General features: G+C 42.1%; 25 protein-coding genes. 12 read left to right on the forward strand and 13 right to left on the reverse strand.

Going from position 1 to position 23,326, the window contains the following annotated elements; all coding sequences use genetic code 11:
- Positions 1-24: 24 nt before the first annotated feature.
- From AAEO56_RS08780 to AAEO56_RS08805, 6 genes are all read right to left on the reverse strand, one after another.
- On the reverse strand, positions 25-702 hold the full coding sequence (locus AAEO56_RS08780) for a metal-dependent hydrolase (RefSeq protein ID WP_341696668.1): 678 nt from the start codon (positions 700-702) through the stop codon (positions 25-27).
- Between the two features lie 53 nt (positions 703-755).
- A complete protein-coding gene (gene menA, locus AAEO56_RS08785; RefSeq protein ID WP_341696669.1) occupies positions 756-1,664 on the reverse strand; it encodes a 1,4-dihydroxy-2-naphthoate octaprenyltransferase in 909 nt (302 codons plus the stop codon).
- Between the two features lie 89 nt (positions 1,665-1,753).
- Complete coding sequence (locus AAEO56_RS08790; protein ID WP_341696670.1) at positions 1,754-3,274, reverse strand: PH domain-containing protein; 1,521 nt, start codon at positions 3,272-3,274, stop codon at positions 1,754-1,756.
- The gene (locus AAEO56_RS08795; RefSeq protein WP_341696671.1) at positions 3,267-3,791 is read right to left on the reverse strand and encodes a PH domain-containing protein; all 525 of its coding nucleotides are present in this window, start codon (positions 3,789-3,791) and stop codon (positions 3,267-3,269) included. Before AAEO56_RS08795 ends, AAEO56_RS08790 begins: the two co-directional genes overlap by 8 nt.
- Positions 3,792-3,796: 5 nt before the next feature.
- On the reverse strand, positions 3,797-4,318 hold the full coding sequence (locus tag AAEO56_RS08800; protein ID WP_341696672.1) for a hypothetical protein: 522 nt from the start codon (positions 4,316-4,318) through the stop codon (positions 3,797-3,799).
- 2 nt (positions 4,319-4,320) lie between these two features.
- The gene (locus AAEO56_RS08805) at positions 4,321-5,163 is read right to left on the reverse strand and encodes a 1,4-dihydroxy-2-naphthoyl-CoA synthase (protein ID WP_341696673.1); all 843 of its coding nucleotides are present in this window, start codon (positions 5,161-5,163) and stop codon (positions 4,321-4,323) included.
- 224 nt (positions 5,164-5,387) lie between these two features.
- Between AAEO56_RS08805 and AAEO56_RS08810 the strand changes: the two genes are divergently transcribed.
- The 3 genes from AAEO56_RS08810 to AAEO56_RS08820 are packed head-to-tail and all read left to right on the forward strand — an operon-like array spanning position 5,388 to position 7,170.
- Positions 5,388-6,563 (forward strand): serine hydrolase domain-containing protein, encoded by a 1,176-nt coding sequence (locus tag AAEO56_RS08810; protein WP_341696674.1) that lies wholly within the window; start codon positions 5,388-5,390, stop codon positions 6,561-6,563.
- 32 nt (positions 6,564-6,595) lie between these two features.
- Positions 6,596-6,904: a hypothetical protein gene (locus tag AAEO56_RS08815; RefSeq protein WP_341696675.1), complete on the forward strand. Its 309-nt coding sequence runs from the start codon at positions 6,596-6,598 to the stop codon at positions 6,902-6,904.
- Entirely contained in the window at positions 6,871-7,170 is a 300-nt protein-coding gene (locus AAEO56_RS08820; protein ID WP_341696676.1) for a type II toxin-antitoxin system RelE/ParE family toxin, read from the forward strand. Before AAEO56_RS08815 ends, AAEO56_RS08820 begins: the two co-directional genes overlap by 34 nt.
- Here AAEO56_RS08820 and ygiD read toward each other — a convergent pair whose 3' ends face one another.
- From ygiD to AAEO56_RS08835, 3 genes are all read right to left on the reverse strand, one after another.
- Positions 7,171-8,001: a 4,5-DOPA-extradiol-dioxygenase gene (gene ygiD / locus AAEO56_RS08825; RefSeq protein WP_341696677.1), complete on the reverse strand. Its 831-nt coding sequence runs from the start codon at positions 7,999-8,001 to the stop codon at positions 7,171-7,173. It lies immediately after the preceding gene.
- 71 nt (positions 8,002-8,072) lie between these two features.
- Positions 8,073-8,906 (reverse strand): CvfB family protein, encoded by an 834-nt coding sequence (locus AAEO56_RS08830; RefSeq protein WP_341696678.1) that lies wholly within the window; start codon positions 8,904-8,906, stop codon positions 8,073-8,075.
- 96 nt (positions 8,907-9,002) lie between these two features.
- Complete coding sequence (locus AAEO56_RS08835; protein ID WP_341696679.1) at positions 9,003-10,583, reverse strand: L,D-transpeptidase family protein; 1,581 nt, start codon at positions 10,581-10,583, stop codon at positions 9,003-9,005.
- Positions 10,584-10,753: 170 nt separating this feature from the next.
- Here AAEO56_RS08835 and trxA point away from each other — a divergent pair, with 170 nt between their 5' ends.
- Complete coding sequence (gene trxA, locus AAEO56_RS08840) at positions 10,754-11,059, forward strand: thioredoxin (RefSeq protein WP_341696680.1); 306 nt, start codon at positions 10,754-10,756, stop codon at positions 11,057-11,059.
- Positions 11,060-11,118: 59 nt separating this feature from the next.
- On the opposite strand, the gene AAEO56_RS08845 is transcribed toward trxA, so the two are convergent.
- Entirely contained in the window at positions 11,119-11,547 is a 429-nt protein-coding gene (locus AAEO56_RS08845) for a leucine-rich repeat domain-containing protein (protein ID WP_341696681.1), read from the reverse strand.
- Between the two features lie 248 nt (positions 11,548-11,795).
- Between AAEO56_RS08845 and AAEO56_RS08850 the strand changes: the two genes are divergently transcribed.
- Entirely contained in the window at positions 11,796-13,220 is a 1,425-nt protein-coding gene (locus tag AAEO56_RS08850) for an L-serine ammonia-lyase (protein WP_341696682.1), read from the forward strand.
- A gap of 45 nt (positions 13,221-13,265) precedes the next feature.
- Here AAEO56_RS08850 and AAEO56_RS08855 read toward each other — a convergent pair whose 3' ends face one another.
- On the reverse strand, positions 13,266-13,718 hold the full coding sequence (locus AAEO56_RS08855) for a nuclear transport factor 2 family protein (protein WP_341696683.1): 453 nt from the start codon (positions 13,716-13,718) through the stop codon (positions 13,266-13,268).
- Positions 13,719-13,847: 129 nt separating this feature from the next.
- On the opposite strand from AAEO56_RS08855, the gene panB reads away from it, so the two are divergent.
- The 4 genes from panB (at position 13,848) to ypfJ (ending at position 18,199) form a co-directional block, all read left to right on the forward strand.
- Positions 13,848-14,666 (forward strand): 3-methyl-2-oxobutanoate hydroxymethyltransferase, encoded by an 819-nt coding sequence (gene panB, locus AAEO56_RS08860; RefSeq protein ID WP_341696684.1) that lies wholly within the window; start codon positions 13,848-13,850, stop codon positions 14,664-14,666.
- Between the two features lie 48 nt (positions 14,667-14,714).
- Positions 14,715-15,404 (forward strand): RluA family pseudouridine synthase, encoded by a 690-nt coding sequence (locus AAEO56_RS08865; RefSeq protein ID WP_341696685.1) that lies wholly within the window; start codon positions 14,715-14,717, stop codon positions 15,402-15,404.
- 157 nt (positions 15,405-15,561) lie between these two features.
- Entirely contained in the window at positions 15,562-16,905 is a 1,344-nt protein-coding gene (locus AAEO56_RS08870; RefSeq protein ID WP_341696686.1) for a hypothetical protein, read from the forward strand.
- 442 nt (positions 16,906-17,347) lie between these two features.
- Complete coding sequence (gene ypfJ, locus AAEO56_RS08875; RefSeq protein ID WP_341696687.1) at positions 17,348-18,199, forward strand: KPN_02809 family neutral zinc metallopeptidase; 852 nt, start codon at positions 17,348-17,350, stop codon at positions 18,197-18,199.
- A gap of 52 nt (positions 18,200-18,251) precedes the next feature.
- On the opposite strand, the gene AAEO56_RS08880 is transcribed toward ypfJ, so the two are convergent.
- Both AAEO56_RS08880 and AAEO56_RS08885 read right to left on the reverse strand, forming a co-directional pair.
- Positions 18,252-18,482: a hypothetical protein gene (locus tag AAEO56_RS08880; protein ID WP_341696688.1), complete on the reverse strand. Its 231-nt coding sequence runs from the start codon at positions 18,480-18,482 to the stop codon at positions 18,252-18,254.
- A 103-nt stretch (positions 18,483-18,585) separates the two neighbouring features.
- Positions 18,586-20,121 (reverse strand): YifB family Mg chelatase-like AAA ATPase, encoded by a 1,536-nt coding sequence (locus AAEO56_RS08885; RefSeq protein ID WP_341696689.1) that lies wholly within the window; start codon positions 20,119-20,121, stop codon positions 18,586-18,588.
- Positions 20,122-20,251: 130 nt separating this feature from the next.
- Between AAEO56_RS08885 and AAEO56_RS08890 the strand changes: the two genes are divergently transcribed.
- The 3 genes from AAEO56_RS08890 to AAEO56_RS08900 all read left to right on the forward strand — a co-directional run bounded on the left by AAEO56_RS08890 (position 20,252) and on the right by AAEO56_RS08900 (position 23,307).
- On the forward strand, positions 20,252-20,629 hold the full coding sequence (locus tag AAEO56_RS08890; RefSeq protein ID WP_341696690.1) for a PH domain-containing protein: 378 nt from the start codon (positions 20,252-20,254) through the stop codon (positions 20,627-20,629).
- A 73-nt stretch (positions 20,630-20,702) separates the two neighbouring features.
- Entirely contained in the window at positions 20,703-21,962 is a 1,260-nt protein-coding gene (locus tag AAEO56_RS08895) for a cation:proton antiporter (protein WP_341696691.1), read from the forward strand.
- Positions 21,952-23,307 carry an FAD-dependent oxidoreductase gene (locus AAEO56_RS08900; protein WP_341696692.1) on the forward strand — a complete coding sequence of 452 codons (1,356 nt, stop codon included), beginning with the start codon at positions 21,952-21,954 and terminating at the stop codon, positions 23,305-23,307. The genes AAEO56_RS08895 and AAEO56_RS08900 overlap by 11 nt, the downstream gene beginning before the upstream one ends.
- The last annotated feature ends 19 nt before the right edge of the window (positions 23,308-23,326 follow it).

Consider the following 23,326-nt stretch of genomic DNA (forward strand, 5'->3'; position numbering starts at 1 on the left):
AATTCATAATTCGTAATTTCACATTCATAATTCTATAGACTCACCTATTGGCAACAGCATTAAATCTTTTCCTTTATCAAAGAATTTTTTGATTGATTCCTCATGGTTAATCTTTATGTATCCAAAAGTATCATAGTGGTAACCCAGTATCTTATCACATTCCAGGAAGTCGGACGCAATAATGGCATCTTCCACATCCATAGTAAAATTGCTGCCTATAGGAAGGATAGCAAGGTCAAGCTTAGTGCGTAATGGAATCAGTTTCATATCATACGTAAGCGCAGTGTCACCGGCAATATAAATGTTCTTATGCTCGCTTTCAATAACAAAACCGCCCTGGTTGCCGCCATAACTTCCATCAGGGAATGAACTTGAGTGTACTGCTGTCACATATTTAACTTTCCCGAAATCAAACTGCCAGCTGCCGCCATGGTTCATTGGATGTACATTGAAGCCTTTTTTGTCATAATAGCCGGTAATTTCAGCATTAGAAACTATGGTCGCACCTGTGTTATTGGCAATAGTCTCGACATCCAGGATATGGTCGCCATGTGCGTGCGTGATCAGTATGTAATCTGCTTTAAGGTCCTGTATATTTACGTGCGAAGCCATTTCATTGGCTGTAATATAAGGGTCTACAATAATGTTTTTGCCACCTACCTCTATCCCGAGGCTCGCGTGGCCGTAAAAAGTAATTTTCATAATTATAGTTTATTTGTTGATACGTTGATTTGTTTATTTGCTTTAATATGTGTTTAAAACTGAAGTACTATACATAGCAGTACCGACAGGAAAAATGTACCGAGAGCCACCTTCTTCAGTTCAGGGTCAAGACTGCGCGGCACTGTATTTTTGGCAACCGTCCTTAAATGCATGATAAAAGGCACGTAAGCAATTAAAAATAAATACTGCAATGGCTTAAAGTTAGAGAGTATAGCGAATAAAAGCACCAATCCCAATGCCGATACTATAATTGTATAATGATACATTTTGGCATTTTCTGCGCCCATTTTTACCACCAATGTGTTTTTGCCCGACATCGCATCCGATACCTGGTCGCGCATGTTGTTCAAATTAAGAACAGCAACGCTTAATAATCCTATGGAAATAGCAGGCAGCACGATCAGCGGATCAATTTCCTTAGCAAAAAGGAAATAGCAGCCTATTACGCTTACCAAACCGAAAAATATAAAAACAAATATATCGCCCAATCCTCTATAACCATAGGCGGAACCGCCCACGGTGTATTTTATAGCAGCTGCAATCGCGGCCAATCCTAAAAAGAAAAAGAGCAACGAATAGGTGAAATTATCTTTTCCGAAAGAAAGATAGATCAGCGTAATGGCTGTCGCTAATGTCAGCAGCGCTGTGATAATAATGCCTTTTTTCATGGCGCTAACCGTAATGGCACCACTCTGGATCGCGCGCTGTGGCCCAATGCGGTTTTCGTTATCCGTACCTTTTACGCCATCGCCATAATCATTGGCAAAATTAGACAGCACCTGCAATCCAAGCGTTGTAAGTAGTGCAAAACCGAGTATCCAGCCATTAAATAGAATTTCTGGTTTGGAATAAGCATAAAAGCTTCCCACTAATATCCCCGAAACCGATAATGGCAGCGTCCTTAAACGTGCGGCTTGCAGCCATGCTTTTGTATTTGACATAAATACTGTTGATTCGTTTATTTGTTGATGTGTTTATTTGTTCACCAAGTCTAAAAATCCAATAATCTAATATCTAAAAATCTTCCCGATTACATCCAATTCTTTTTCCCCGTTTCCACTTGGTAAAGCCAGTAATTTACGAACTGCTTGAGACGTGTATAATTGGCAAGGCCAAACGAAATAGTCCCCCCCGCCGTATGAAGCGAAACGATACCAATATCCGACCCTTTTTGCCAAAAGTACTGTGTAACTGAAATGGTCTGTATTCTGTGCGGGGCAATAAAGTCATTATCAATATCCCAGGCACCGCTTTGCCTGATGATGAAATCGTTATTGACAAACAACCTGCTGTGCCTGAAGGCGAAATAAATCATTATCCCGACAAGTAGCACGTATACAGGTACAAACAATATAAAGTTATATACTTCGGGGCCAACAGTATTGCCAACCCAGAAATAGGCTGATAACGGAATAATCAGGAACATAACTGTCGGCACCAGCATCTTGCGTATGTTGGGCTTTAGCATCACACCCCGTACGGGAACTTCGCCAAGCAAGAATTCGAGCAATATATCTTTTTCCGAATTGTTACACCCTGGTATCTCGATAGCAGTTTTTTTTTGGTCCTGGTTATTAGCTTCCTTATTAGAAGCCTGCCGAATCTTAAGGTCCTGTATGTCCAGCTTTTTTTGGAAGTAATTACGGGTTACGGTAACGATCTGGACTTTATCAGGCCGCAGAATGGTACTTTTTGTATTAATCAAACCGTAAGATAACAATAATGAATCCCGCTGTTTGGTTATCTTATATCCGAAATATTTGAATATTGTCCTCACCAGATTGATTACCAAAATAAGCGCCATGACACCGATAACGATGAAGGCAAGAAACTTAAGCATTACTGCCCCGGTAATATAATTATCTAAAGAGCCACTGTTAAAACCAACAAGATTGCCATACTCATCGATGTGCTGGAACGTTGTAATTACAAAAGCCAGCAGCAGCGCAAATGTGCGTACATAATTTGAGGTGAGGCCGGTTTTGATCAGGCTCAAAAGGCTTATTTTTATAAAAGGATGGCCTTTTGTACTATCTTGTGGCGCTATGTAAAAATCCGTATCCTCAATAGCAACACTTTTGCTGTCGCGCGACCCATCGAGCAATCGTTCTTTTAGTGAAGTGGCAAGATCATGTGAAATAGCTTTAATAGATACCTCTTTTTTTCCTGTACCTGCAGTATCCACTTCGAGCGCATGGACACCGATAATTCTTTGCAATAGCGACTGGTTGATGTTTACCTGCTGTATTTTATCTAATGGAATAGCAAGCCGGCTTTTATTGAATATACCTTCTTTTATAACAAATTCTTCGTTTTCCTCATCCAACTGGAAGGTAAAATTCAGGTACCTGAAATAGGCTATGACAGCGACTAAAATAAATACAGCCAATGCGCCCAGTCCAAGATAAGCCTTGTTGAATTCATTGATCTTCAAAACCCAGATAATCAGTATCGGCCAAAGTGCGCGCACCGTTTTCTGGAAAGTATTCCCGAACATAATGACGACCCCTACAAGGGATTGCCGCTGCGGCTGGCTGAAATCATTATTCATCCGTATCCTGTTTTAGGATTTTGCCCATCAGCAGCTGCTTGATGTTTTCGGCATGCTCTTTTTCAAGCCCCGGAATTTTTATATCGCTTTTGTCTCCGCCGGCGGTAAATATTTCAACTTCCGCAAGCCCGAGCCTTCGCGAAAGCCAGCCCTCATGCATAGCAACGTGCTGTGCCCTGTTGTAGGGTATTATCGCTGTAGTTATCGCAATGGCACCACTGCGGTATATCACATCATGCGCCCGGAAAGCGAATCCACGATTCCTGAAATTGATGAACGATATCAGTATGGTGAGTAGCAATATAACAACATATACTATAGTAACAGGAATCCAGTATGGCTGTACTTCTTCTGCAAGATAAAAAACAGCCCCGGCTGCTATTGCTATAATTCCAAACACAATGGCAAGGTTAAGCCAAACAACGTTTAAATACGATGGATGTAACGGCGTAAGCTTTACCTCCTCAAATTTTGGAAGTGTTGTTGTATCAATAGTCTCGTTGGTAAATTCGTTCATAGTTTTTAATCATTACCAAAGGTTAGTCTTAGTAGTGAGCCAGTTTCAAGTTGTACTATAATTGTAATGTAATAATCGTAAACATTAACTTCAAATAGACTTGATTCAGGAAAATTATCTGCATTCAAATAATAAAAAGAAGCCCCTTCAATTCCATCGTCCCTCAACTTATCCAGAGTTGCATAAAATAATTTTCGAAATGAAATCAATACGTAATCTTCCGGATCATTTGCAATGTAAGTCTCGATTTCTACTAATAAATCATCATAATTTAATTTTTTAAAGTCAGATGTTGAAATCTTATCAGTATAAATTGGACCCGTAAGATAATTTATTGCTTGCTCTTCTCTGGGAATAAATTTTTCTACATCCTCTAAACTATAAATAGCCGTAAATCTGTCATTAAGAATGTCTGTTTTTAAAATATCATCTAGTTGTGCATTTCCATCAGTTGTGAAAATATTTACAATTGAAAAACTTTCACCAAATATTCTATCAAAATAAGTTTTATTATAATTAAAAGTCATAATTAAGGAATCCACTTTATATCCTTAAAGTTAGGCTTCCTCTTTTCAAGAAAAGCATCACGGCCTTCTTTAGCTTCATCGGTCATGTAGGTAAGGCGGGTAGCTTCGCCGGCAAATACCTGCTGGCCCACCATACCATCGTCGGTAAGGTTGAATGCAAACTTAAGCATCTTGATAGATGTCGGCGATTTGGCCAGTATTTCCTGTGCCCATTCGTAGGCAGTATCTTCAAGGTCATTATGAGGGATAACAGCATTTACCATTCCCATATCATAAGCATCCTGTGCAGAATAGTTGCGTCCCAAAAAGAAAATTTCGCGTGCACGTTTTTGTCCTACCATTTTGGCAAGATAAGCCGATCCGTAGCCACCGTCAAAGCTGGTTACATCGGCATCAGTTTGTTTAAAAATGGCGTGCTCTTTACTGGCAAGGGTAAGGTCGCAAACCACATGCAGGCTATGCCCTCCCCCTACGGCCCATCCGGGAACCACGGCAATTACTACTTTAGGCATAAAACGGATAAGGCGCTGTACCTCAAGAATGTTGAGCCTGTGCATTCCGTCATCGCCCACATACCCCTGCTGGCCACGCGCTTTCTGGTCGCCGCCGCTGCAAAATGAATAAATACCATCTTTAGACGATGGCCCTTCGGCAGAAAGCAGCACCACTCCTATCGATGTGTCTTCCCTTGCATCAAGGAAAGCCTCAAAAAGTTCGGCTGTCGTTTTCGGGCGGAAGGCATTGCGCACATCAGGCCTGTTGAAGGCAATACGTGCTACACCATCACATTTTTTATACGTTATATCTTCAAACTCCTTTACGGTTTTCCAGTTTATCTTGTCCATTACAAATAGTATATTTACTGTAAAAATAAGGGATTTTTTGCATAAACCAATAAAAATTAAAATTGGTAAAATTTGATATCCTACAGTCATTAATTGTAAAATGTTTGGAGTCAAAACATTAACTTTTACAGCGCAATAAATCACTTTTTTTAGTGTTAACCTTCTTTTAAAAGGCATTTCAAAAAGCATTGTTTAGCTATATTTGCCGTTTTACGTATTCACAAATGAGATTTTTACGACCATTACCCTATATAGTCCTGCTCTTGCTGGTATCTTGCAAAAAGGAGGACAAACATATTGCCGAAAATACAGCCTCAGCAACCGATTCACCGTTTTACGTGGCATTTAATAAGCTTAGCAAAGGCTATACAAAGGAAAAGCAAAACAGCATTTCCCGATTTTATGACAAGATATGGCCAAAAGATGACCTCAGTGGTGGTTTTTTGGTTGCAAAAAATGGAGAAATAATTTTTGAGCATTACGGAGGATTTTCCAACAGTAAAGCTAAAACGGAGATCAGTTCGGATACTCCTATTCACCTTGCTTCAGTAAGCAAAGTGCTTACGGCTGCACTTGTGTTGAAGCTTATCGACGGCAAGCAACTTGACCTTGACCAGAAAGTAAATATGGTACTGCCCGAATTTCCCTATGAGGCTATAACGATAAAGATGCTGCTGAACCATCGCAGCGGGCTTCCTAATTATGCCTATTTTAGCGATGATCGTGCTATTTGGGACAGGAGTATGCTGCACAACCAAGATATACTTAACCTGTTGGCAGAACACAAATTCAACCTTTATTTCCAGCCCGACAAGAAATTCGGCTATTGCAACACCAATTATGCCATACTTGCCCTTGTTATAGAAAAAGTCACCCAATTGAATTATCGTGAGGCGATGAAGAAGATGATCTTTGAGCCATTAGGAATGAAAAATACTTTTGTATTTGATTACGAAAAAGATAAAAGTAAGGTGAGTCTGTCCTATAAAGGCAACGGCGTCCTGTATGATTTTGATTTCCTCGATGATATATATGGGGATAAGAACATCTATTCTACCCCGCGTGACCTGTTAAAATTCGACCTTGCCACCTACTCCAAAAGCTTCCTTGACCCTAAACTTTATAAGCAGGTTTTCCAGGGATACAGCTATGAGCATAAGGGCGAAAAGAATTATGGCCTCGGTATCCGCATGCACGAATGGGAAACCGGCGAGAAACTGTTTTACCACAACGGCTGGTGGCATGGTAATACATCGTCGTATGTAACATTAAAAAGAGACACTGTCACGATGATCGCTTTATCTAATAAATTCTCCTATAAGCCTTATAAGATATGGAAGATGTCGCCTTTGTTCGGGAAATATCCGATCAAAGAAGATAAGGACGATGTGCCTGAATAGCAATTTTTTGTAAATTAGTAAAAATTTCTGCCATGGACATCGAAAAATTACGACAGGAGATAATAAAAAAAATAGAGGAAACAGACGATATGGAATTGCTTTTAAAGATAAGGGCTATTATTGATGATTATTGGATGGTCAATGAGCCTTCTGTACAATACGGTATTGAAAGCGATGAAGACATAGTTGCTTACACCGTTGACGGAAAGCCATTGACAAAAGCTGAATATATTGCTGATATTGATTCGATTATCAATAGTAATGAGAAAGGCATTCCACATCACGAAGTTAAAGCTCAAATGGATAAATGGATACAAGACCGGTTAAGTGGCACCCTGTAGCTATTGACAGTTTGAAGGATATTTTCGACTTTATTTTTGAAGATAGCCCTCAAAATGCCGTGATGGTATATAAAACGCTATTCGAATTAGCTGAAACTGCAAACCTTTTTCCTGAAAAATATCCAATTGAAAAAAGCTATAAGAACTCTTATGTACGATTTATACCTAAATGGAATTTTAAAATTGTATACCAAATCCTGGAGGATAAAATTCTTATTCTAAAAATATTCCCCACTCATCAAAACCCTAAAAAAATTAGGCGCTAATCACCCTATTTTTACCGATGTCATGTTCAGCGACCCGCCTACCATCCTGTCGTTGAAAAAGCTTACACTGTCTTTATTATCCTGCAATCCTAGGCTATAAAGCAATGGATAATAATGGTCAGGCGTGGGAATGGCGAGCGTTGCGGCTTTATTGAGATTTTGGTAATCAACAAGGGCTTTATGGTCGCCATTGCCTATCTTTTCCTTAAAAATAGAATTCATTTCAATAGCCCAATCAAAGCCATAGTCCGGTTCGTTAAGCTTACGCCAGTCAACCATTCTTAAATTATGCACCATGTTGCCGCTGCCAATAATCAGCACGCCTTTTTTTCGGAGCGCTGCAATCTCTTTTGCCAGATTGTAATGGTATTGTGGTGGCATTCCATAATCGATACTCAGCTGTAACACCGGAATATCCGCATCGGGGTACATGTGCCTTACAACTGTCCACGTGCCATGATCCAAGCCCCAGTCGTGGTCAAGGCCAACATTTGTTGAAGTAATTAATTTTGAAACATCTTCCGCCAGTTCAGGGCTGCCCTTAGCGGGATATTGCACATCGAACAATGCCTGAGGAAAGCCGCCAAAATCGTGAATAGTCTTTGGCGCTTCCATCGCGGTAATGTGTGTTCCGCGGGTAAGCCAATGTGCCGAAATAACGAGTACCGCTTTCGGGCGGGCTATCTCCTTCCCCATCTTAGCCCATGTTTGAGAGAATTCGTTGTCCTCGATACCATTCATTGGCGAACCATGCCCTATAAAAAGCACCGGATGCTTTTCATCTTCTTCGCTAAGGTCATCTGTCCAGTTTTTGAAGTTGTGTAATGACATGTGCAGTCGGGTTTTTGGTTAAGGATATGGGTTGCTCAACAGTACTGGAAAACGGAGACCGGGACTGAAAACTATTCTCTCACCAAATATATCCCATCTTCCTTAATTTCAATAAGCTTTTGTTTGTAAAGAGTGCCTATTGCTTTTTTGAAAGTCTTCTTGCTCATTTTCAGGACGGTCTTGATGTCTTCGGGATGGCTGTCATCATTAAGACGCAGGAAGCCCCGGCTGGCACGGAGTTCATCAAGCACTTTTTCGGCATTCGGTTCAATGTTTTCAAATCCTTTTTTCTGTAGTGATACATCGATCTTGTTATCAGGACGTATGGTTTTGATGTAACCCTTTACCCTGTCTCCGGTACGCAGGTCTTCGTAGACTTCGTCCTTATACATCAGGCCTTTGTGCTGCTCATTGATGATTACGTTGATACCCATTTCGGTAATGTGAGAAACAATAAGGTCCACCTCATCGCCTTCTTCTACCGTAAGCTCATCATTTTTCAGGAATTGGTTGATCTTACTCGTACCTACCAACCTGTTCGACTTTTCATCCATATACATATATATGAGATAGCGCTTGCCTTTTTCCATAGGCCTTGCCTGCTCCCGGAACGGAACGAAAAGATCTTTTTCAAGTCCCCAATCCAAAAAAGCACCGAATTTATTGGTAAAGTTAACGCGGAGAAGCGCAAATTCATTAAGATAAATATACGGCTCTAGTGTAGTCGCAACTGGACGTTCCTCATGGTCAAGGTAAACGAAGACAATGATCTCTTCCTCAAGATCCCACTCACGCGGCACATATTTATTAGGCAGCAGTATATCTTCATTTCCGTCGCTAAGGTAAAGGCCTACCTGTGTATCCCTTACTATCTTAAGCGTATTGTATTTTCCTATCTCGATCATTTCTGTAATTTTCAGGCGTAAAGGTACGAAGATATATAGTATAATTCAGGCTGTACAGCGCAAAGCCACACAGCCTGAAATTATATTTGCTTTAAATTACTTCGCAGCATACAACAGCCCCGCCAGCCTGCCGTCGCGCTCGTAGATATCATCATAGAAGGCAACGTTGCCATCTTCATCGGCAAGGGCGGTAAAATATGTAAGGTAAACAGGTATCTTATGTTTCAGGCTAAAGTTTGTTTCCTTGTCGCCGTTCATGGCTTTGTCTACCTTACTTTCGTTCCAGCCTGCCTGGTCTTTGGTAATTGCAATAGCCAGCTCACGTGCTTTTTCCACTCTCACACAACCGTGGCTGAACGCCCTGTCATCGGCATTGAAAAGGCTTTTTGCAGGCGTATCGTGCAGGTAAATGTTGTTGGAATTAGGGAACATGAATTTCACTTTTCCTAAAGAATTTTGGCCCCCGGGTTTTTGCCTTACACTTTTACCATTCCATTCCATATTATGCTCTGCAAGATAATTGGGGTTTTTCGCTATTCCCGGCTTGATCTCTTTTTCAAGAATGCTCGTTGGAACATTCCAGTACGGGCTAAACACCAGGTAACTCATCTGCCCGCTGAATACTACCGTTTTATTAAGGTCTTTACCCACAACTACATTAGACGTAAGGAATGGCTTCCCATCGCGCACGTAGCGCATCCTGTAGGATGGTATGTTCACAACAATATATTCCTTTTGCGTATTGATAGTTGGCGGCACCCAGCGGCAACGTTCCATGTTTACGGTTAGCTTCTTAATAAGGTCTCCTACCGGGACATTAAGGTCTTTCACCATAGCAGGCCCTATTTTTCCGTCAAAGGTACGGTTGTGTTTTTCTTCATACAGTTTTAGTGCACTGGCAAGGTCAGTATCATATATTGCACTTTTAGAATCGCTTTTCAGGTAGCCTTCCAATGCAAGGCGTTTGCGTATCTGTACAATTGCAGCGGCAGAATCACCCTTTTTAAGTGATTTCACACCTTTATCAAGCGCTATAGCACCCCAACCTCCTTTTTTTTCTATATCACGATATTTTTGAAGGCCTTTTTTCAGGTTAAAATACTGTGCGAATAGCTCTGTTTTATCACCTTTTATAAGTTTTGGGTCCTGCATTAGTGTATCAAGGTAAGCCACATAATCCATTTTTTCACGTGGAAGGTACCATCCTGTCTCACGGCTCTTTTGCGTATCGAGGCCATTGAGCACTTTTTTAGCATAATAAAAATACATCGAGCTTATTAGCAATTCCGATTCCATATTTGGCTTCTCACCCCTTCCGGAATCATCAAAAAGCGCATCGAGGTTCTTTTTATATGGTATTTTTAAAGGCAGGCCTTCGTCATCCAATTGGTTGACACGGTTGTACAATACCTCTGCAAATTCTATCAGTCCCCTCTTTTCATGCCATACATAATGGTTATGCTTTTGATATAATTCGCGAATGTCTTTTTCAAATTCTTTGTATTGAGGGAATTTAGCGAAGAACGGATCAAAACCCGCAGCATCCAGTGGTATATCTTCCCCGTCATGGTCATGGACTTCGGTGGCAGATGTTGCGTCTCCCTTGTCTTTCTTACAGGAAACAGTTGTAAGGGCGAACCCAAAAATAATTGCTATCAGTAAACTTGCTTTTCTCATGGCGTTAAATTTCTTTTCAATAAAAGTAGCTATTTTAACATATAGCGGTGATGAATATTGTCAGATTTAACTAACAATTATGAGGTTATGGCGTGTAATCACAATTTTATGCTAACGCGATAATGTGTCAACAAAATTGTTTAGTAAATTTAGGGCTTAATTGCACGATTATGGATAATTTCAACACACTTATTAATAGTAAGGAACCTGTATTGGTTGACTTTTTTGCGACATGGTGCGGCCCTTGCCAAATGCTGGCACCGATACTCAAAGAAGTAAAGGAAACGCTCGGAGACGGTATAAGGATCATTAAGATCGATGTTGACAAAAACCAGGCGCTGATGAGCAACCCTCAGTTCCAGGTAAAGGGCGTGCCCACGCTGATGCTGTTCCAAAATGGGAAAATGCTGTGGCGGCAATCGGGTGTTCTTCCTAAAGAAGAGATCATAAAAACAATAAACACCCTGAGACAATAATATATAAGCCCCAAAAGATTTTAAACTTCGGGGCTTATTATTTACTATTCCGGTTTTGACTAGTCGGTCATTAATTCTGTATCAGGCATATCTTTAGTTACCTTCTTGTCAAGCTCTTCAATATATTTTTCTGAAAAGGCGTTATCAAAAAGTATCAGCTCTTTTAACTGTTTCAGCTTAAATAACCCCTCGGGCAATTTTTTAAGGGCATTTCCGGCAAGGCTGAGGGTTTTAAGTTTCGTAAGGCTGCCAATCTCTTTTGGCACTGAAGTGAGGCCGTGGTCTGTCAGCATCAGTTCCTCAAGGTTAGTAAACTGCTTAATGCTGGCCGGGATTTCTTTCAGTTGTTTGTCCTGGGCAGCATTAATAATGATCGATTTTACTTTAGCAGGATCTTTTGCAGCTTCTTCAAATGAGCGGCATTTTACGCATTGGCCAAAAGAGGCAAAGGATAGCGATAGTGCGGCAATTACAAGTAGTGACTTCATAAATATTGGTTTGGTTAGATTTCAAATATACTATTTTCCGAAACGTGAATAATTTTAATTTCATTTGATTATGCGTACTTTTTCAATCATAATAAAATTTATGGCTATAGTCTTAATCTAATTATATCCTGTTGCGGCCTAATTTACCAAATCAACAATTTTAAAGCTACATCGTTATAGTATTATCAATTTATTTACCTTTACGCGCACAAAATAAAGTACCTTTACAATAAATCGCGTAAGTTGCTATGAATGAATGTATCTCCGTTTTCGACATGCTTAAAATTGGTGTCGGCCCTTCAAGTTCGCACACCCTTGGCCCATGGCGCGGGGCAGAACGCTTCCTTAAAGAACTCCGTACAGAAGGTATATTTGAAAACGTTACCCGTGTAAAGGTGGACCTTTATGGATCGTTGTCGCTTACAGGAAAAGGCCACGCGACAGACCTCGCAGTAATGCTGGGCCTTAGCGGTGCCGATCCGGAGTATGTACCAATTGACGAGATTGCGAACATTATAGATGACATTAACCTGAACAGGCATATTTTCCTGGGAGGGCTTCGTTACATTCCTTTTGATATTGCTACTGATATTGTTTTCAATAAAAATTTCCTTCCTTTCCATGCCAACGGATTCACATTTACTGCTTACACGGATACCGGAGAATACGGCTCTACTTTCTACTCCATTGGTGGCGGTTTTGTCGTAAAAGAAGAACGTACAGTGGCACAGGAAAAGGAAAAGATAAAATGCGCGTTTCCCTTCCCTATCGACCTTGCCGATGAGTTGCTGAACTATACAATTAATGAAAAAAAGCAGATATCTGAGATCGTTTATGAAAACGAAAAATCCATACGCAGCGAAGAGGACATTCATAAAGAGCTGATGCGGGTTTGGAACACGATGCTGGAATGTATGTATATCGGTTGCCACAGCGAAGGGATACTTCCCGGCGGGCTCAATGTACGGCGACGTGCTTTCGATATGCATAAAGGCCTTATTGGCGATGCGGTTTATGAAACACCCCAGGAATGGCTACAGGTAATCCGTAAAACAGAAGTGAAGTTCAGGCAGATACTGAAATGGGTTAGCTGTTTTGCACTTGCCGTAAATGAAGTGAATGCAGCATTAGGCCGCGTTGTTACTGCACCTACCAATGGTAGTGCGGGCGTTATCCCTGCTGTGCTAATGTATTATATGGTTATTGAAAATCACCAGGCTGACGAAAGTCACATAAAGCAATTCCTTATGGTTGCCGGCGAAATAGGCAGCATCTTTAAAAAAGGCGCAACCATATCGGCAGCGATGGGCGGATGCCAGGCGGAGATTGGCGTATCGTCGGCAATGGCGGCAGCAGCGCTATGCGAAGTTATGAGCGGTACACCGGCACAATGCCTTATGGCAGCCGAGATCGCTATGGAGCACCACCTTGGCATGACCTGCGACCCTATAGGCGGACTGGTACAAATACCTTGTATCGAGCGCAATACCATGGGAGCGATTAAGTCTATTAATGCTGCAGAACTCGCCCTGGAAACTGACCCTGAAAATGCTAAAGTACCTTTGGATCAGGTAGTGAATACCATGTGGCGGACAGCACAGGATATGAATAATAAATATAAAGAGACTTCCGAAGGCGGGCTTGCCGTTACGGTGAATAATGCGGATTGCTAAGCCCCCTTGCCCCCGAAGGGGGGAAGTACGGATAGGATTTTCCGCTTACTCCCCCTTCGGGGGTCGGGGGGCTCTCCTCGTATCAATAATATAAACGATCTTCCAGGCACCATTGTCTTTATAAAACTGGAACGAGTTTACGCCGCTATGGCTCAGCTTTCCGTTTACATAAAAGTCATAGGGTGTCCAGGCATGCGCCATGCTTCCGTCAATCAGAATTTTATAATCAAGCAGCCTCTCCTCTATCGTGATATCTTTAGGGATAGATGCAATGGATTTATAGAATTCAGAAATAGGCTCATTCGAGAATTTGCTGCCTTTATCAGTTTCCATAACCGATTGCAGTATCATTTTATCGGCGCAAACGGATTTAATCTTTAACGTATCTCCGCTGTGCAACCCTTCAAAAAAGGTGGTTATTGATTTTTTAACGTCGGCCTCCTGTGCCTGGAGCTGCATTGCTAATAGAGAAATGGCTAATAAGGCTATTTTTTTCACTGGTTGTAGATTAGTGTTGAAGCATTAGTAACTGTCCCGGTGAGAAAGTTACAATTAATCCTAATAAAATTAGAACGATTCCGCTATTCTTAACGCAATTTAGTACATTTACCAGCTAAAATTCCACTTATGTCAGTTGCAAAAAAAGATTATAAAAGGATCACTACCAAATCGCTGATAGAGATGAAAGCCAATGGCGAAAAGATCTCCATGCTTACCTCATATGATTATACGATGGCAAAAATCGTAGATACTGCCGGGGTTGACGTAATACTTGTAGGCGATTCGGCTTCGAATGTAATGGCAGGCCACGAAACTACACTTCCTATCACCCTCGACCAGATGATATACCATGCCTCGAGTGTCGTAAGGGCGATCAACAGGGCGCTGGTTGTGGTTGACCTTCCTTTTGGCAGCTACCAGAGCGACCCCAAAGAGGCGTTGCGTTCGTCGATCAGGATTATGAAGGAAAGCGGAGGCCACGCGGTAAAGCTGGAAGGCGGAAGCGAGATCAAGGACTCAATCAAAAAAATACTGAATGCAGGCATACCGGTTATGGGCCACCTTGGCCTTACACCACAATCTATATATAAATTCGGTACGTATACCGTGCGTGCCCGTGAAGAAGAAGAGGCGGACAAGCTCCTTGAAGATGCCAAAATGCTTGAGAGAATCGGCTGTTTTGCCATAGTGCTCGAAAAAATCCCGGCACAACTGGCGCAAAAAGTTGCAGAAAGCATTTCCATACCTGTTATAGGGATTGGTGCGGGCGGCGGCGTTGACGGACAGGTTTTGGTAATCCATGATATGCTTGGTATGAACAACGAATTCAGTCCGCGCTTCCTGCGCAGGTATATGGACTTATACGACGGCATGACCAAGGCCATAGGCCAATATGTAACTGATGTAAAATCTAAGGATTTTCCTAATGAGAAGGAACAATACTAATTTCAGATTTCAGATTATAGATTTCAGATTGCCACTCATTCCCTAAACATGAAAATCCTTTCTAATAAAGAAAATTTACAAGTCCTTTATGAGGATAATCATGTAATCGCCGTCAATAAACGCGTTGGCGATATTGTGCAGGGCGACAAAACAGGAGATAAGCCCCTTAGTGATGTGGTTAAAGAGTATCTTAAAGACAAATATAACAAACCGGGAGAAGTGTTTTTGGGCGTTGTACACCGGCTCGACCGGCCCACTACCGGCATAGTCATCTTTGCGCGTACATCAAAGGCTCTTACCCGTTTAAATGATTTGTTTAAAAACCGGGAAACACAAAAAAACTATTGGGCAGTTGTAAAAAACAAACCGCAAAAGGATAATGATACCTTGGTGCATTACCTGAAGCGCAACGAAAAAACCAACACCTCTAAAGCGCACATAAAAGAAGTGCCTGACAGCAAATTGGCCAGTCTGGAATATACAGTTATTAAAGAACTCAACAACTACTCAGTGCTCGAGATTGGGTTGCATACCGGGCGGCACCACCAGATACGGGCACAACTGTCTGCAATAGGGTCTCCAATCAAGGGCGACCTTAAATATGGGTTCGATCGCAGCAACCCTGACGGAGGTATACACCTGCATGCGCGAAAGCTTGAATTTATCCATCCCGTTACAAAAGAAAAGATTGAAATTACTGCTCCTGTTCCGGATGATGTGATCTGGAAGGCAATTTAATAAGCGATATACGGCATATAATAAATGGCTGTTTGAATTTGTCTAATAAAGCCGAACTTTGCAATAAAAATAGAAAGCATTTTCGTATTATATTTATGTTAAAAGATAATGTATTTATTTGTAAATTACTAAATTAGTATGTAAACAATATCCAATTATGAAAAAAACTTTACTATTTACTTTCGGGCTTCTCAGCTCAGCGACGTTTGCACAGGAACACTTTTCCGGGATCAATATCTCACGCAGGACGGGGCTTCTTAACGCCTCCATTAATCCCGCGGAACTCACCAACCTTAAAAATGATTATGAAGTCAATGTATTCAGTTTTAGCGGTAACATTGCAAATAACAAAATGACTTTTGGCGACCTTGTTGGCAGCAATGATAATTTTGATGATATGCTTTTTGCGGGTAATGAGCCCGTGAATATGCGTGCCGATGTTGAGATATTAGGACCTGCTTTTGGTTTTAAGATGAAGAAATGGGCATTTGCAATAACTACCGGAGCAAAAATAAAAGCTGACATTATTGATGTAAATCCGGCGTTAGGACGGGCGCTGACAAATGGCGTTAACTCAATTGACCAGGCTACTGCTATTATTGCAAATTACAACCAGAAGACATCCGCTACCACCTGGGGCGAAATAGGGCTTTCTGCAGCACGGGAACTTTACAATTCTGAAGAGCATAAATTTTCAGCCGGTGTAACATTTAAGATGCTTTTCCCTGGATCGTATGCCAATATCGCTGCCGGTAATTTCAGGGGGACTATTCAAAGCAATCTGGGTGATGTAAACCTCACCGATGCCAGCGCTATGGTGAACGTTGCCTACTCAGGATCCCTCGCCGATGATTTTACGGACAGTGGCAATTTTAATGACTTTTTTGGTGGAGGGCTTAACGGTTTCGCTACAGATATCGGTGTAGATTACCAATGGAAAGATACAGAGAGCACAGGCTACAAGCTAAATGCCGGACTTGCGGTGCGTAACATTGGCAGCATGACGTTTAAGGACAGTAACAACGTTAGCAGAAACTATAGCCTTGTTGTGCCTCAGGGCCAGTCGCTGGATCTGAACCAGTTTGAAAATGTGAGTGACCTGAAAGAACTGGAGCAGATCCTCCTGAACAATCCCCAATTCTTTACGGCGCAGCAAGCCGAAAAGAATTTTAAAGTAAGCCTGCCGACAATGCTATCTGCCTATACAGATGTAAAGCTTTACATGAAATGGTTTGCCAGCTTTTATATGCAGCAAAAAATGAATAAGGACAACGACAACCAACAGATAGCAATACAAAACATATTCACTATTACCCCAAGGTATTCTGCCAACTCTTTTGAAGTATATACACCGCTATCAAACAATGAGATATCAGGATTTACTGCAGGTGTAGGTTTAAGGCTTGGCGGTTTCTTTATCGGTTCCGGCTCAATACTTTCGGCAGCACTCGGAGATACAGATCAGGCAGATGCCTATATGGGATTCCGTTTTGGATTTTAACCTTAAGTACGTATTCTCGCTGAACTCTTAAGACAAAAAATCTAATCCACATGGCAATTACTATCAGTAAATGAGAACTCCTAACAACAAAAATAATGGCTGGATACTGCATTTACTTATAGTAATTGCGATGTATGCTTATTACCTGTATTTGTGGTTTGGTTTTATTTTTTATCATGGCAAGGCCGGCTGGAACGGTTTTGAAATATTTATGATGACGCTGTTTACTGCGCCGTTTTACATTATTTTCCATATAATAGCTTTTTTAATTTCACGCTCGGTTGGGGCAAATAAAGTCACAGTGGTTAGCCTGGTGGGGGTTGTTGTATGCATAGTACACAGTTGTGCAGTTGCAGCATTTTTATAGTATATGCTAAATTGTTGGTAAAATGTTTCTGTTAAAACTTATATTTTATAACTTCATTACTTAAAATTTTAGCTTATGAAATGGGGAGGCAGAAGATCAAGTGGCAATTTAGATGACCGCCGTGGCGTATCGGGTGGCCAGGTAGCCGTGGGTGGTGGTATAATTGGTGTAATTATACTTGTTATAAATATGTTTATGGGTGGTGACAGCGGTGCCGTACTCAGCGGCATAGAGAACCAGATACAAACCCAGGGCGGCGATCCGGTTGAGCTTACCGAAAAAGACAAAGAACTCGGAAAAATGGTAGATGCCATATTGGTAGATACCGAAGATGTGTGGCATAAGCTATTTGAAGAAAACGGCCTTACTTATGAAGAGCCAACACTGGTGCTGTTCCGTAATTCCGTACAGACAGAATGTGGCGGAGCGACATCTGCTTCCGGTCCGTTCTATTGTCCTGCTGATCGTAAAGTGTATATGGACCTCGCTTTTTTTGATGAACTCCAATCGCGTTACGGCGCTAAAGGCGGAGATTTCGCTATTGCGTATGTGATTGCGCACGAAATAGGCCACCATGTGCAGACACTGCTAGGAACATCGGAAAAGGTGACACAGATGCAGCAGCAAACCGATGAAGCCGGGGCTAACAGGTTATCGGTCGCGTTAGAACTTCAGGCCGATTTTTACGCAGGAGTATGGACCTACCACAACCAAAAAACGAAAAATTTTCTGGAAGAAGGCGATATTGAAGAAGGACTGAGTGCAGCTAATGCTGTAGGCGATGATGCCATACAAAAAAGGTCATCGGGCCATGTAGTACCGGATTCGTTTACACACGGTACTTCTGCACAGCGTATGTACTGGTTTAAAAAGGGTTTCGAAACAGGAGATATGAAACAGGGCGATACTTTTAAAGAACTACAGTAACAGAAATATCGAATAATTTTTGAGGCCACTGATTTTAGTGGCCTCTTATTTTTTAATTATTTTTCTTTGCATTCATGATCTGCCATTGGTCGTTAAGGTATTTCACCTTATGGACTTCCTTCATAATATCTTCCCGCTCCTCTTCATAATAATCAGGGTCTTTTGAGCCATGCTCGTCAAGCTCCCCTGCCCTTTCCAGCAGGTTGTCCATAACCGGCTGTAATTTATCTTTTACTATTTGCGGCATAGCGGTAAATAGCGTTTCAAGTTCTTGTTTTAACATTGATGATTTTTTTAGATGTCATTTAAAGATAAGAAAAAACGAATAAATATCCAATCATTACGCAAGCATGACATTCATAATTCTTGATTTAAAATTCACAATTTTATCCCAGCCACCCTTCGCGGTCAAGGCTCCTGTATTGTATGGCTTCGGATATATGCTGCGGCCCGACATTTTCGGCGCCATCAAGGTCGGCAATAGTGCGGGACACTTTCAGTATCCTGTCATACGCACGCGCAGAAAGGTTGAGACGCTCCATAGCAGTCTTTAAAAGCTGTAAGGAGGTTTCGTCAAGCTGACAGTATTCCCGAATCTGCTTGGTGCTCATCTGGGCGTTGTAATGTACGTTCTCCAGGTGTTCGAAACGCTGCGTCTGTATTTCCCGTGCTTTCGTTACGCGCTCACGAATCTCAACACTACTTTCTGCTTTTTGATTGTCCGATAATTTTTCAAAAGGCACAGGCGTAACTTCGATATGGATATCAATACGGTCCAGTAGCGGGCCGGATATTTTACTCAGGTAACGCTGCATTTCGTGGGGCGATGAACTTACCGGAGCGTCGGGGTCATTAAAGTAACCACCCGGGCTTGGGTTCATACTTGCCACCAGCATAAAAGATGATGGATAGGTTATGGTGAACTTAGCGCGGCTAATGGTTACCTCGCGGTCTTCCAAAGGCTGGCGCATTACCTCAAGAACTTCCCGCTTAAATTCGGGTAATTCATCAAGAAAAAGGACTCCATTGTGTGCCATTGAAATTTCACCGGGCTGCGGGTAGCTCCCACCACCGACCAGGGCGACGTTCGAAATTGTGTGGTGCGGACTTCTGAACGGACGTTGGTTCATCAGTCCGGCATTTTTTAGCTTGCCTGCAACACTGTGTATCTTTGTGGTTTCGAGCGCTTCACGCAGCGTCATTGGCGGCAATATACTTGGTATTCGTTTGGCAAGCATGGTTTTACCTGCCCCGGGAGGGCCGATAAGTATAACGTTATGCCCCCCGGATGCGGCAATTTCCATGCACCGCTTGATGCTCTCCTGCCCTTTTACATCGCTAAAGTCAAATTCGGGAAAGTCGAGTGTTTTATAAAATTCCTCACGGGTATTGAAGATAGTTGGCTCTAATGTTCCGCGGCCTTCAAAAAAGTCGATGATCTCGCTGATATTTTCCAGTCCGTAAACATCAAGCCCCGATACGATTGCAGCCTCTTTTGCATTTTGCTTCGGGAGGAAAAATCCTTTAAAGCCTTCTTCCTTTGCTTTTATGGCTATAGGAAGCACACCCTTTATAGGTTGCAGGCCTCCGTCAAGCGAAAGCTCGCCCATAATTATGTACTTGTCAATCTCATCCGATTTTATCTGTCCCGAAGCGGCGAGTATCCCTATAGCAAGCGTAAGGTCGTAAGCAGAACCTTCTTTCCTGAGGTCAGCAGGCGCCATGTTGATGGTGATTTTCTTTATAGGAAGCGAATAGCCATTATTCTTCAGTGCGGCAGCAATGCGGTAACTGCTTTCCTTTATGGCGTTATCGGGAAGGCCTACAAGGTGGTACCCCACTCCCTTATCGATATTAACTTCAACGGTAATGGTAGTGGCCTCTACCCCAAAAACGGCGCTCCCGAATATTTTTATCAGCATATAGAAAATTTAGAGAGTGAAAATAAGGAAAATTATGGGAAGTCATAAATTCCCCTTAAAAATAAACATATAAATTTTGGTGTTAAAAAACAATCCTTAATTTTAATATCTTTAAAATAAAACAAGACAAATGGGACTATTTAATGCCATACTCGGCAACGCATCAGAAGTATCTATAGACAAAATAAGGACTGAATTCCAGCCAATGCTCATACAGGGCGAGAACATCGAGAAAGCATTTAAGGTGATACGGGATATGTTCGTCTTCACTAATAAAAGGCTGATACTTGTTGACAAGCAGGGAATAACCGGCTCAAAGGTGGATTATATATCAATCCCTTACAGCAGCATCATTAAATTCTCAAAGGAAAGCGCAGGGCTTTTAGACCTTGACGCGGAACTTAAAATATGGGTGCGTGGGGAAAGTATGCCAATCAAAAAGCAATTTGGCAAAGACAACAACATCAATGAAGTGTACCAGATTCTCAGCCAGTACATATTAAAATAAATTTCCTAAGCCTGATCTTAATTTTCTTTAGCCAAAACACGCAACGTTTTGGCTAATTTTTTAACTTATAGCTATGTCAGAATTTTTCAAAATAGATGCACACCTGTTATTGATTGCCATTGCCGGCATAATGGCGCTGCTCGCAGCCGTAGTTCCTGAAATGCTTAAAAAGCTCCACCTTTCCGCACCTATAATTTACTTAATTCTTGGAGGAATTGCTTTCTGGATATCGGGGGCGGGTGTCATAAAGCCGCTCCGGCAGCTTGAAGAAATTAAGTACATAACCGAATTTGTTGTTCTGGTAGCGCTTACAAACGCCGGGCTGCGTATAAAAGACCCGTTTAAATGGTCTACATGGAAGTACTCCTTCCGGTTATTGATCATCGCGATGCCTGTTACCATTGCCGCAGCAACTTTTCTCGGATGGTGGGTAGTGGGCTTTGCCCCTGCAACAGCGTTGCTGTTTGGGGCGTTAATATCGCCTACAGACCCCGTATTGGCCAGCGAACTGCAGACCTCCGAGCCGGGAAAAGAAGACACTTCAAAGGTTAAACTTGGGCTTACGGCAGAAGCGGGTATCAATGACGGGCTGGCGTTTCCTTTTACCTGGTTTGCCATACTTTTTATAACGAAAGGCCCTGACTACCAAAATTGGCTGGGAGAATGGTTCCTGTATTATTTTCTGCTCAAGATCGCCATTGGCGTTGTAGTGGGGCTTTTATGCGGATGGTTGCTTTACAAGCTCATCTTCAGCATTAGCAATAAAGATACTATCGGAAAGATAAGCCGCGGGATATTATCGCTCGCACTAATATTACTGCCCTACGCCCTCAGCGAAATAATTGGGGGTTACGGCTTTTTGGCCGTCTTTTTCGCGGCCTGCATCTTCAGCGATTACGAAAAGCATATAGAGCACATGAACAATCTGCACGATTTTAACGAAGAGCTTGAGAGTTTTGTTGTTGCAGTAATTTTTATCGGAACGGGTGTATTCATTGCCATGCATTATGAGTTATTGTTCGACCTGCAAATACTGGCAGTTGCATTACTGATGGTGCTGGTTGTAAGGCCGTTGGCAGGCTACATCTCATTCATTAATACAGGCCTTAATCACTTCCAGAGGTTCGCGCTATCTTTCTACGGAATGAGAGGCATAGGCTCAATGTTTTATCTTGCTTATGCTCTTACCTCTGCTGAATTTGACGAACCTAAAAAATTGATGGCAGTAACTACTGCAACGATCTTTTTTTCGGTGCTGATACACGGTGTTTCGGCACGATCGGTTCAAAAACGTATTAAAAAATATGACGCAACAAATGAAGATGCAAAATAACAGACTCGTAATAGTAGGCGGAGATGCGGCAGGGATGTCGGCAGCTTCTAAAGTGCGCCGCGAACAGCCGGACAGGGAAATTGTTGTATTCGAAAAATCGCAATATACCTCCTACTCGGCTTGTGGCATCCCGTACTTTATTTCCGAAACGGTAAAGGAAGTTGAAGAGCTCATTGTGCGCTCTCCTGAGGAATTCAGGGAGAAATACCATATCGATGTCCGCACCATGCATCTTGTACTCGAAGTGGATACTGATAAAAAGCGCATCCGGGTACTGGATAAAGAAAAAAAAGAAGAATCGTGGGAGGAATACGGGCAGCTGCTGATAGCAACGGGCGGAACAGCTTTTTGCCCTGATATTGAAGGCCATGATGCGGAGAATGTATTTGGCATCTCTACTCTAAAAAGCGGTATTAATCTTGAAAATTATATTGAATGGGAAAGTCCTAAAACAGCCGTAATCATTGGCGGTGGGTATATTGGGCTTGAAATGGCAGAAGCACTGCTGATGCGGGGATTAAAAGTAGCGCTCGTCAACCGTGGCCCACAGGTAATGAACACGCTTGACCCTGATATGGGCGAGATAGTTTCGGAAGCTATGCGTAACCTCGGTGTCACGCTCTATCTGGAAGAGGAACTTGTTTCTTTTGAAATGAATAATAAGCGTGTCAGCGCTGTGGTTACTAAGAAGCAATCGATTCCCACAGATATCGTAGTCTTGGGAATGGGAACTTCGCCTAATACAAAATTTTTAAAAGGTTCGAAAATTGCGCTTGGCGCGAAAGATGCTATAAAAGCTGATGCGCATATGCAGACCAACATTAAAGATGTATGGGCTGCCGGAGACTGCACCGAAACCCTGAACCTAGTCAGCAAACAGCATATTTATATCGCTATGGGAACGCTGGCCAACAAAACAGGGCTTGTTGCCGGGAGTAACATTGCAGGTGAAAACCTCATGTTTCCCGGTGGCGTGGGCACGGCAGTTTGCAAAATATGTAAATATGAAGTCGCGCGGACCGGCCTTTTGGAGAAAGACCTAAAAAAACTGGGGATTGATTATGTGAGCGCTGTCATCGTGAGCAAAACACGGGCTCATTATTATCCCAATGCCAAAAATATCACTGTAAAGCTTATTGCCGAAAAAAATAGCGGAAGGCTGCTTGGCGGACAGATCATCGGTGAAGAAGATGCGGCAAAACGCATCGATGTACTGGCAACCGCATTGACACACAACCTGACTTTACAGAATATCATTGACCTTGACCTGTCTTACGCTCCGCCCTTCTCCCCTGTTTGGGATCCGGTACAGACTGCTGCGAGAAAGCTAATAAATGAGATATAAAAAAGGGCGCTAAATGCGC

The organism is Flavobacterium arundinis (genome assembly GCF_038289855.1).
GTDB classification, from domain to species: Bacteria; Bacteroidota; Bacteroidia; order Flavobacteriales; family Flavobacteriaceae; genus Flavobacterium; species Flavobacterium arundinis.

Coding starts and splice junctions, on each gene's coding strand:
- AAEO56_RS08780 (WP_341696668.1), bottom strand. CDS start 702: ATGAAAATTACTTTTTACGGCCACGCGAGCCTCGGGATAGAGGTAGGT.
- menA (WP_341696669.1), bottom strand. CDS start 1,664: ATGTCAAATACAAAAGCATGGCTGCAAGCCGCACGTTTAAGGACGCTG.
- AAEO56_RS08790 (WP_341696670.1), bottom strand. CDS start 3,274: ATGAATAATGATTTCAGCCAGCCGCAGCGGCAATCCCTTGTAGGGGTC.
- AAEO56_RS08795 (WP_341696671.1), bottom strand. CDS start 3,791: ATGAACGAATTTACCAACGAGACTATTGATACAACAACACTTCCAAAA.
- AAEO56_RS08800 (WP_341696672.1), bottom strand. CDS start 4,318: ATGACTTTTAATTATAATAAAACTTATTTTGATAGAATATTTGGTGAA.
- AAEO56_RS08805 (WP_341696673.1), bottom strand. CDS start 5,163: ATGGACAAGATAAACTGGAAAACCGTAAAGGAGTTTGAAGATATAACG.
- AAEO56_RS08810 (WP_341696674.1), top strand. CDS start 5,388: ATGAGATTTTTACGACCATTACCCTATATAGTCCTGCTCTTGCTGGTA.
- AAEO56_RS08815 (WP_341696675.1), top strand. CDS start 6,596: ATGGACATCGAAAAATTACGACAGGAGATAATAAAAAAAATAGAGGAA.
- AAEO56_RS08820 (WP_341696676.1), top strand. CDS start 6,871: ATGGATACAAGACCGGTTAAGTGGCACCCTGTAGCTATTGACAGTTTG.
- ygiD (WP_341696677.1), bottom strand. CDS start 8,001: ATGTCATTACACAACTTCAAAAACTGGACAGATGACCTTAGCGAAGAA.
- AAEO56_RS08830 (WP_341696678.1), bottom strand. CDS start 8,906: ATGATCGAGATAGGAAAATACAATACGCTTAAGATAGTAAGGGATACA.
- AAEO56_RS08835 (WP_341696679.1), bottom strand. CDS start 10,583: ATGAGAAAAGCAAGTTTACTGATAGCAATTATTTTTGGGTTCGCCCTT.
- trxA (WP_341696680.1), top strand. CDS start 10,754: ATGGATAATTTCAACACACTTATTAATAGTAAGGAACCTGTATTGGTT.
- AAEO56_RS08845 (WP_341696681.1), bottom strand. CDS start 11,547: ATGAAGTCACTACTTGTAATTGCCGCACTATCGCTATCCTTTGCCTCT.
- AAEO56_RS08850 (WP_341696682.1), top strand. CDS start 11,796: ATGAATGAATGTATCTCCGTTTTCGACATGCTTAAAATTGGTGTCGGC.
- panB (WP_341696684.1), top strand. CDS start 13,848: ATGTCAGTTGCAAAAAAAGATTATAAAAGGATCACTACCAAATCGCTG.
- AAEO56_RS08865 (WP_341696685.1), top strand. CDS start 14,715: ATGAAAATCCTTTCTAATAAAGAAAATTTACAAGTCCTTTATGAGGAT.
- AAEO56_RS08870 (WP_341696686.1), top strand. CDS start 15,562: ATGAAAAAAACTTTACTATTTACTTTCGGGCTTCTCAGCTCAGCGACG.
- ypfJ (WP_341696687.1), top strand. CDS start 17,348: ATGAAATGGGGAGGCAGAAGATCAAGTGGCAATTTAGATGACCGCCGT.
- AAEO56_RS08880 (WP_341696688.1), bottom strand. CDS start 18,482: ATGTTAAAACAAGAACTTGAAACGCTATTTACCGCTATGCCGCAAATA.
- AAEO56_RS08885 (WP_341696689.1), bottom strand. CDS start 20,121: ATGCTGATAAAAATATTCGGGAGCGCCGTTTTTGGGGTAGAGGCCACT.
- AAEO56_RS08890 (WP_341696690.1), top strand. CDS start 20,252: ATGGGACTATTTAATGCCATACTCGGCAACGCATCAGAAGTATCTATA.
- AAEO56_RS08895 (WP_341696691.1), top strand. CDS start 20,703: ATGTCAGAATTTTTCAAAATAGATGCACACCTGTTATTGATTGCCATT.
- AAEO56_RS08900 (WP_341696692.1), top strand. CDS start 21,952: ATGCAAAATAACAGACTCGTAATAGTAGGCGGAGATGCGGCAGGGATG.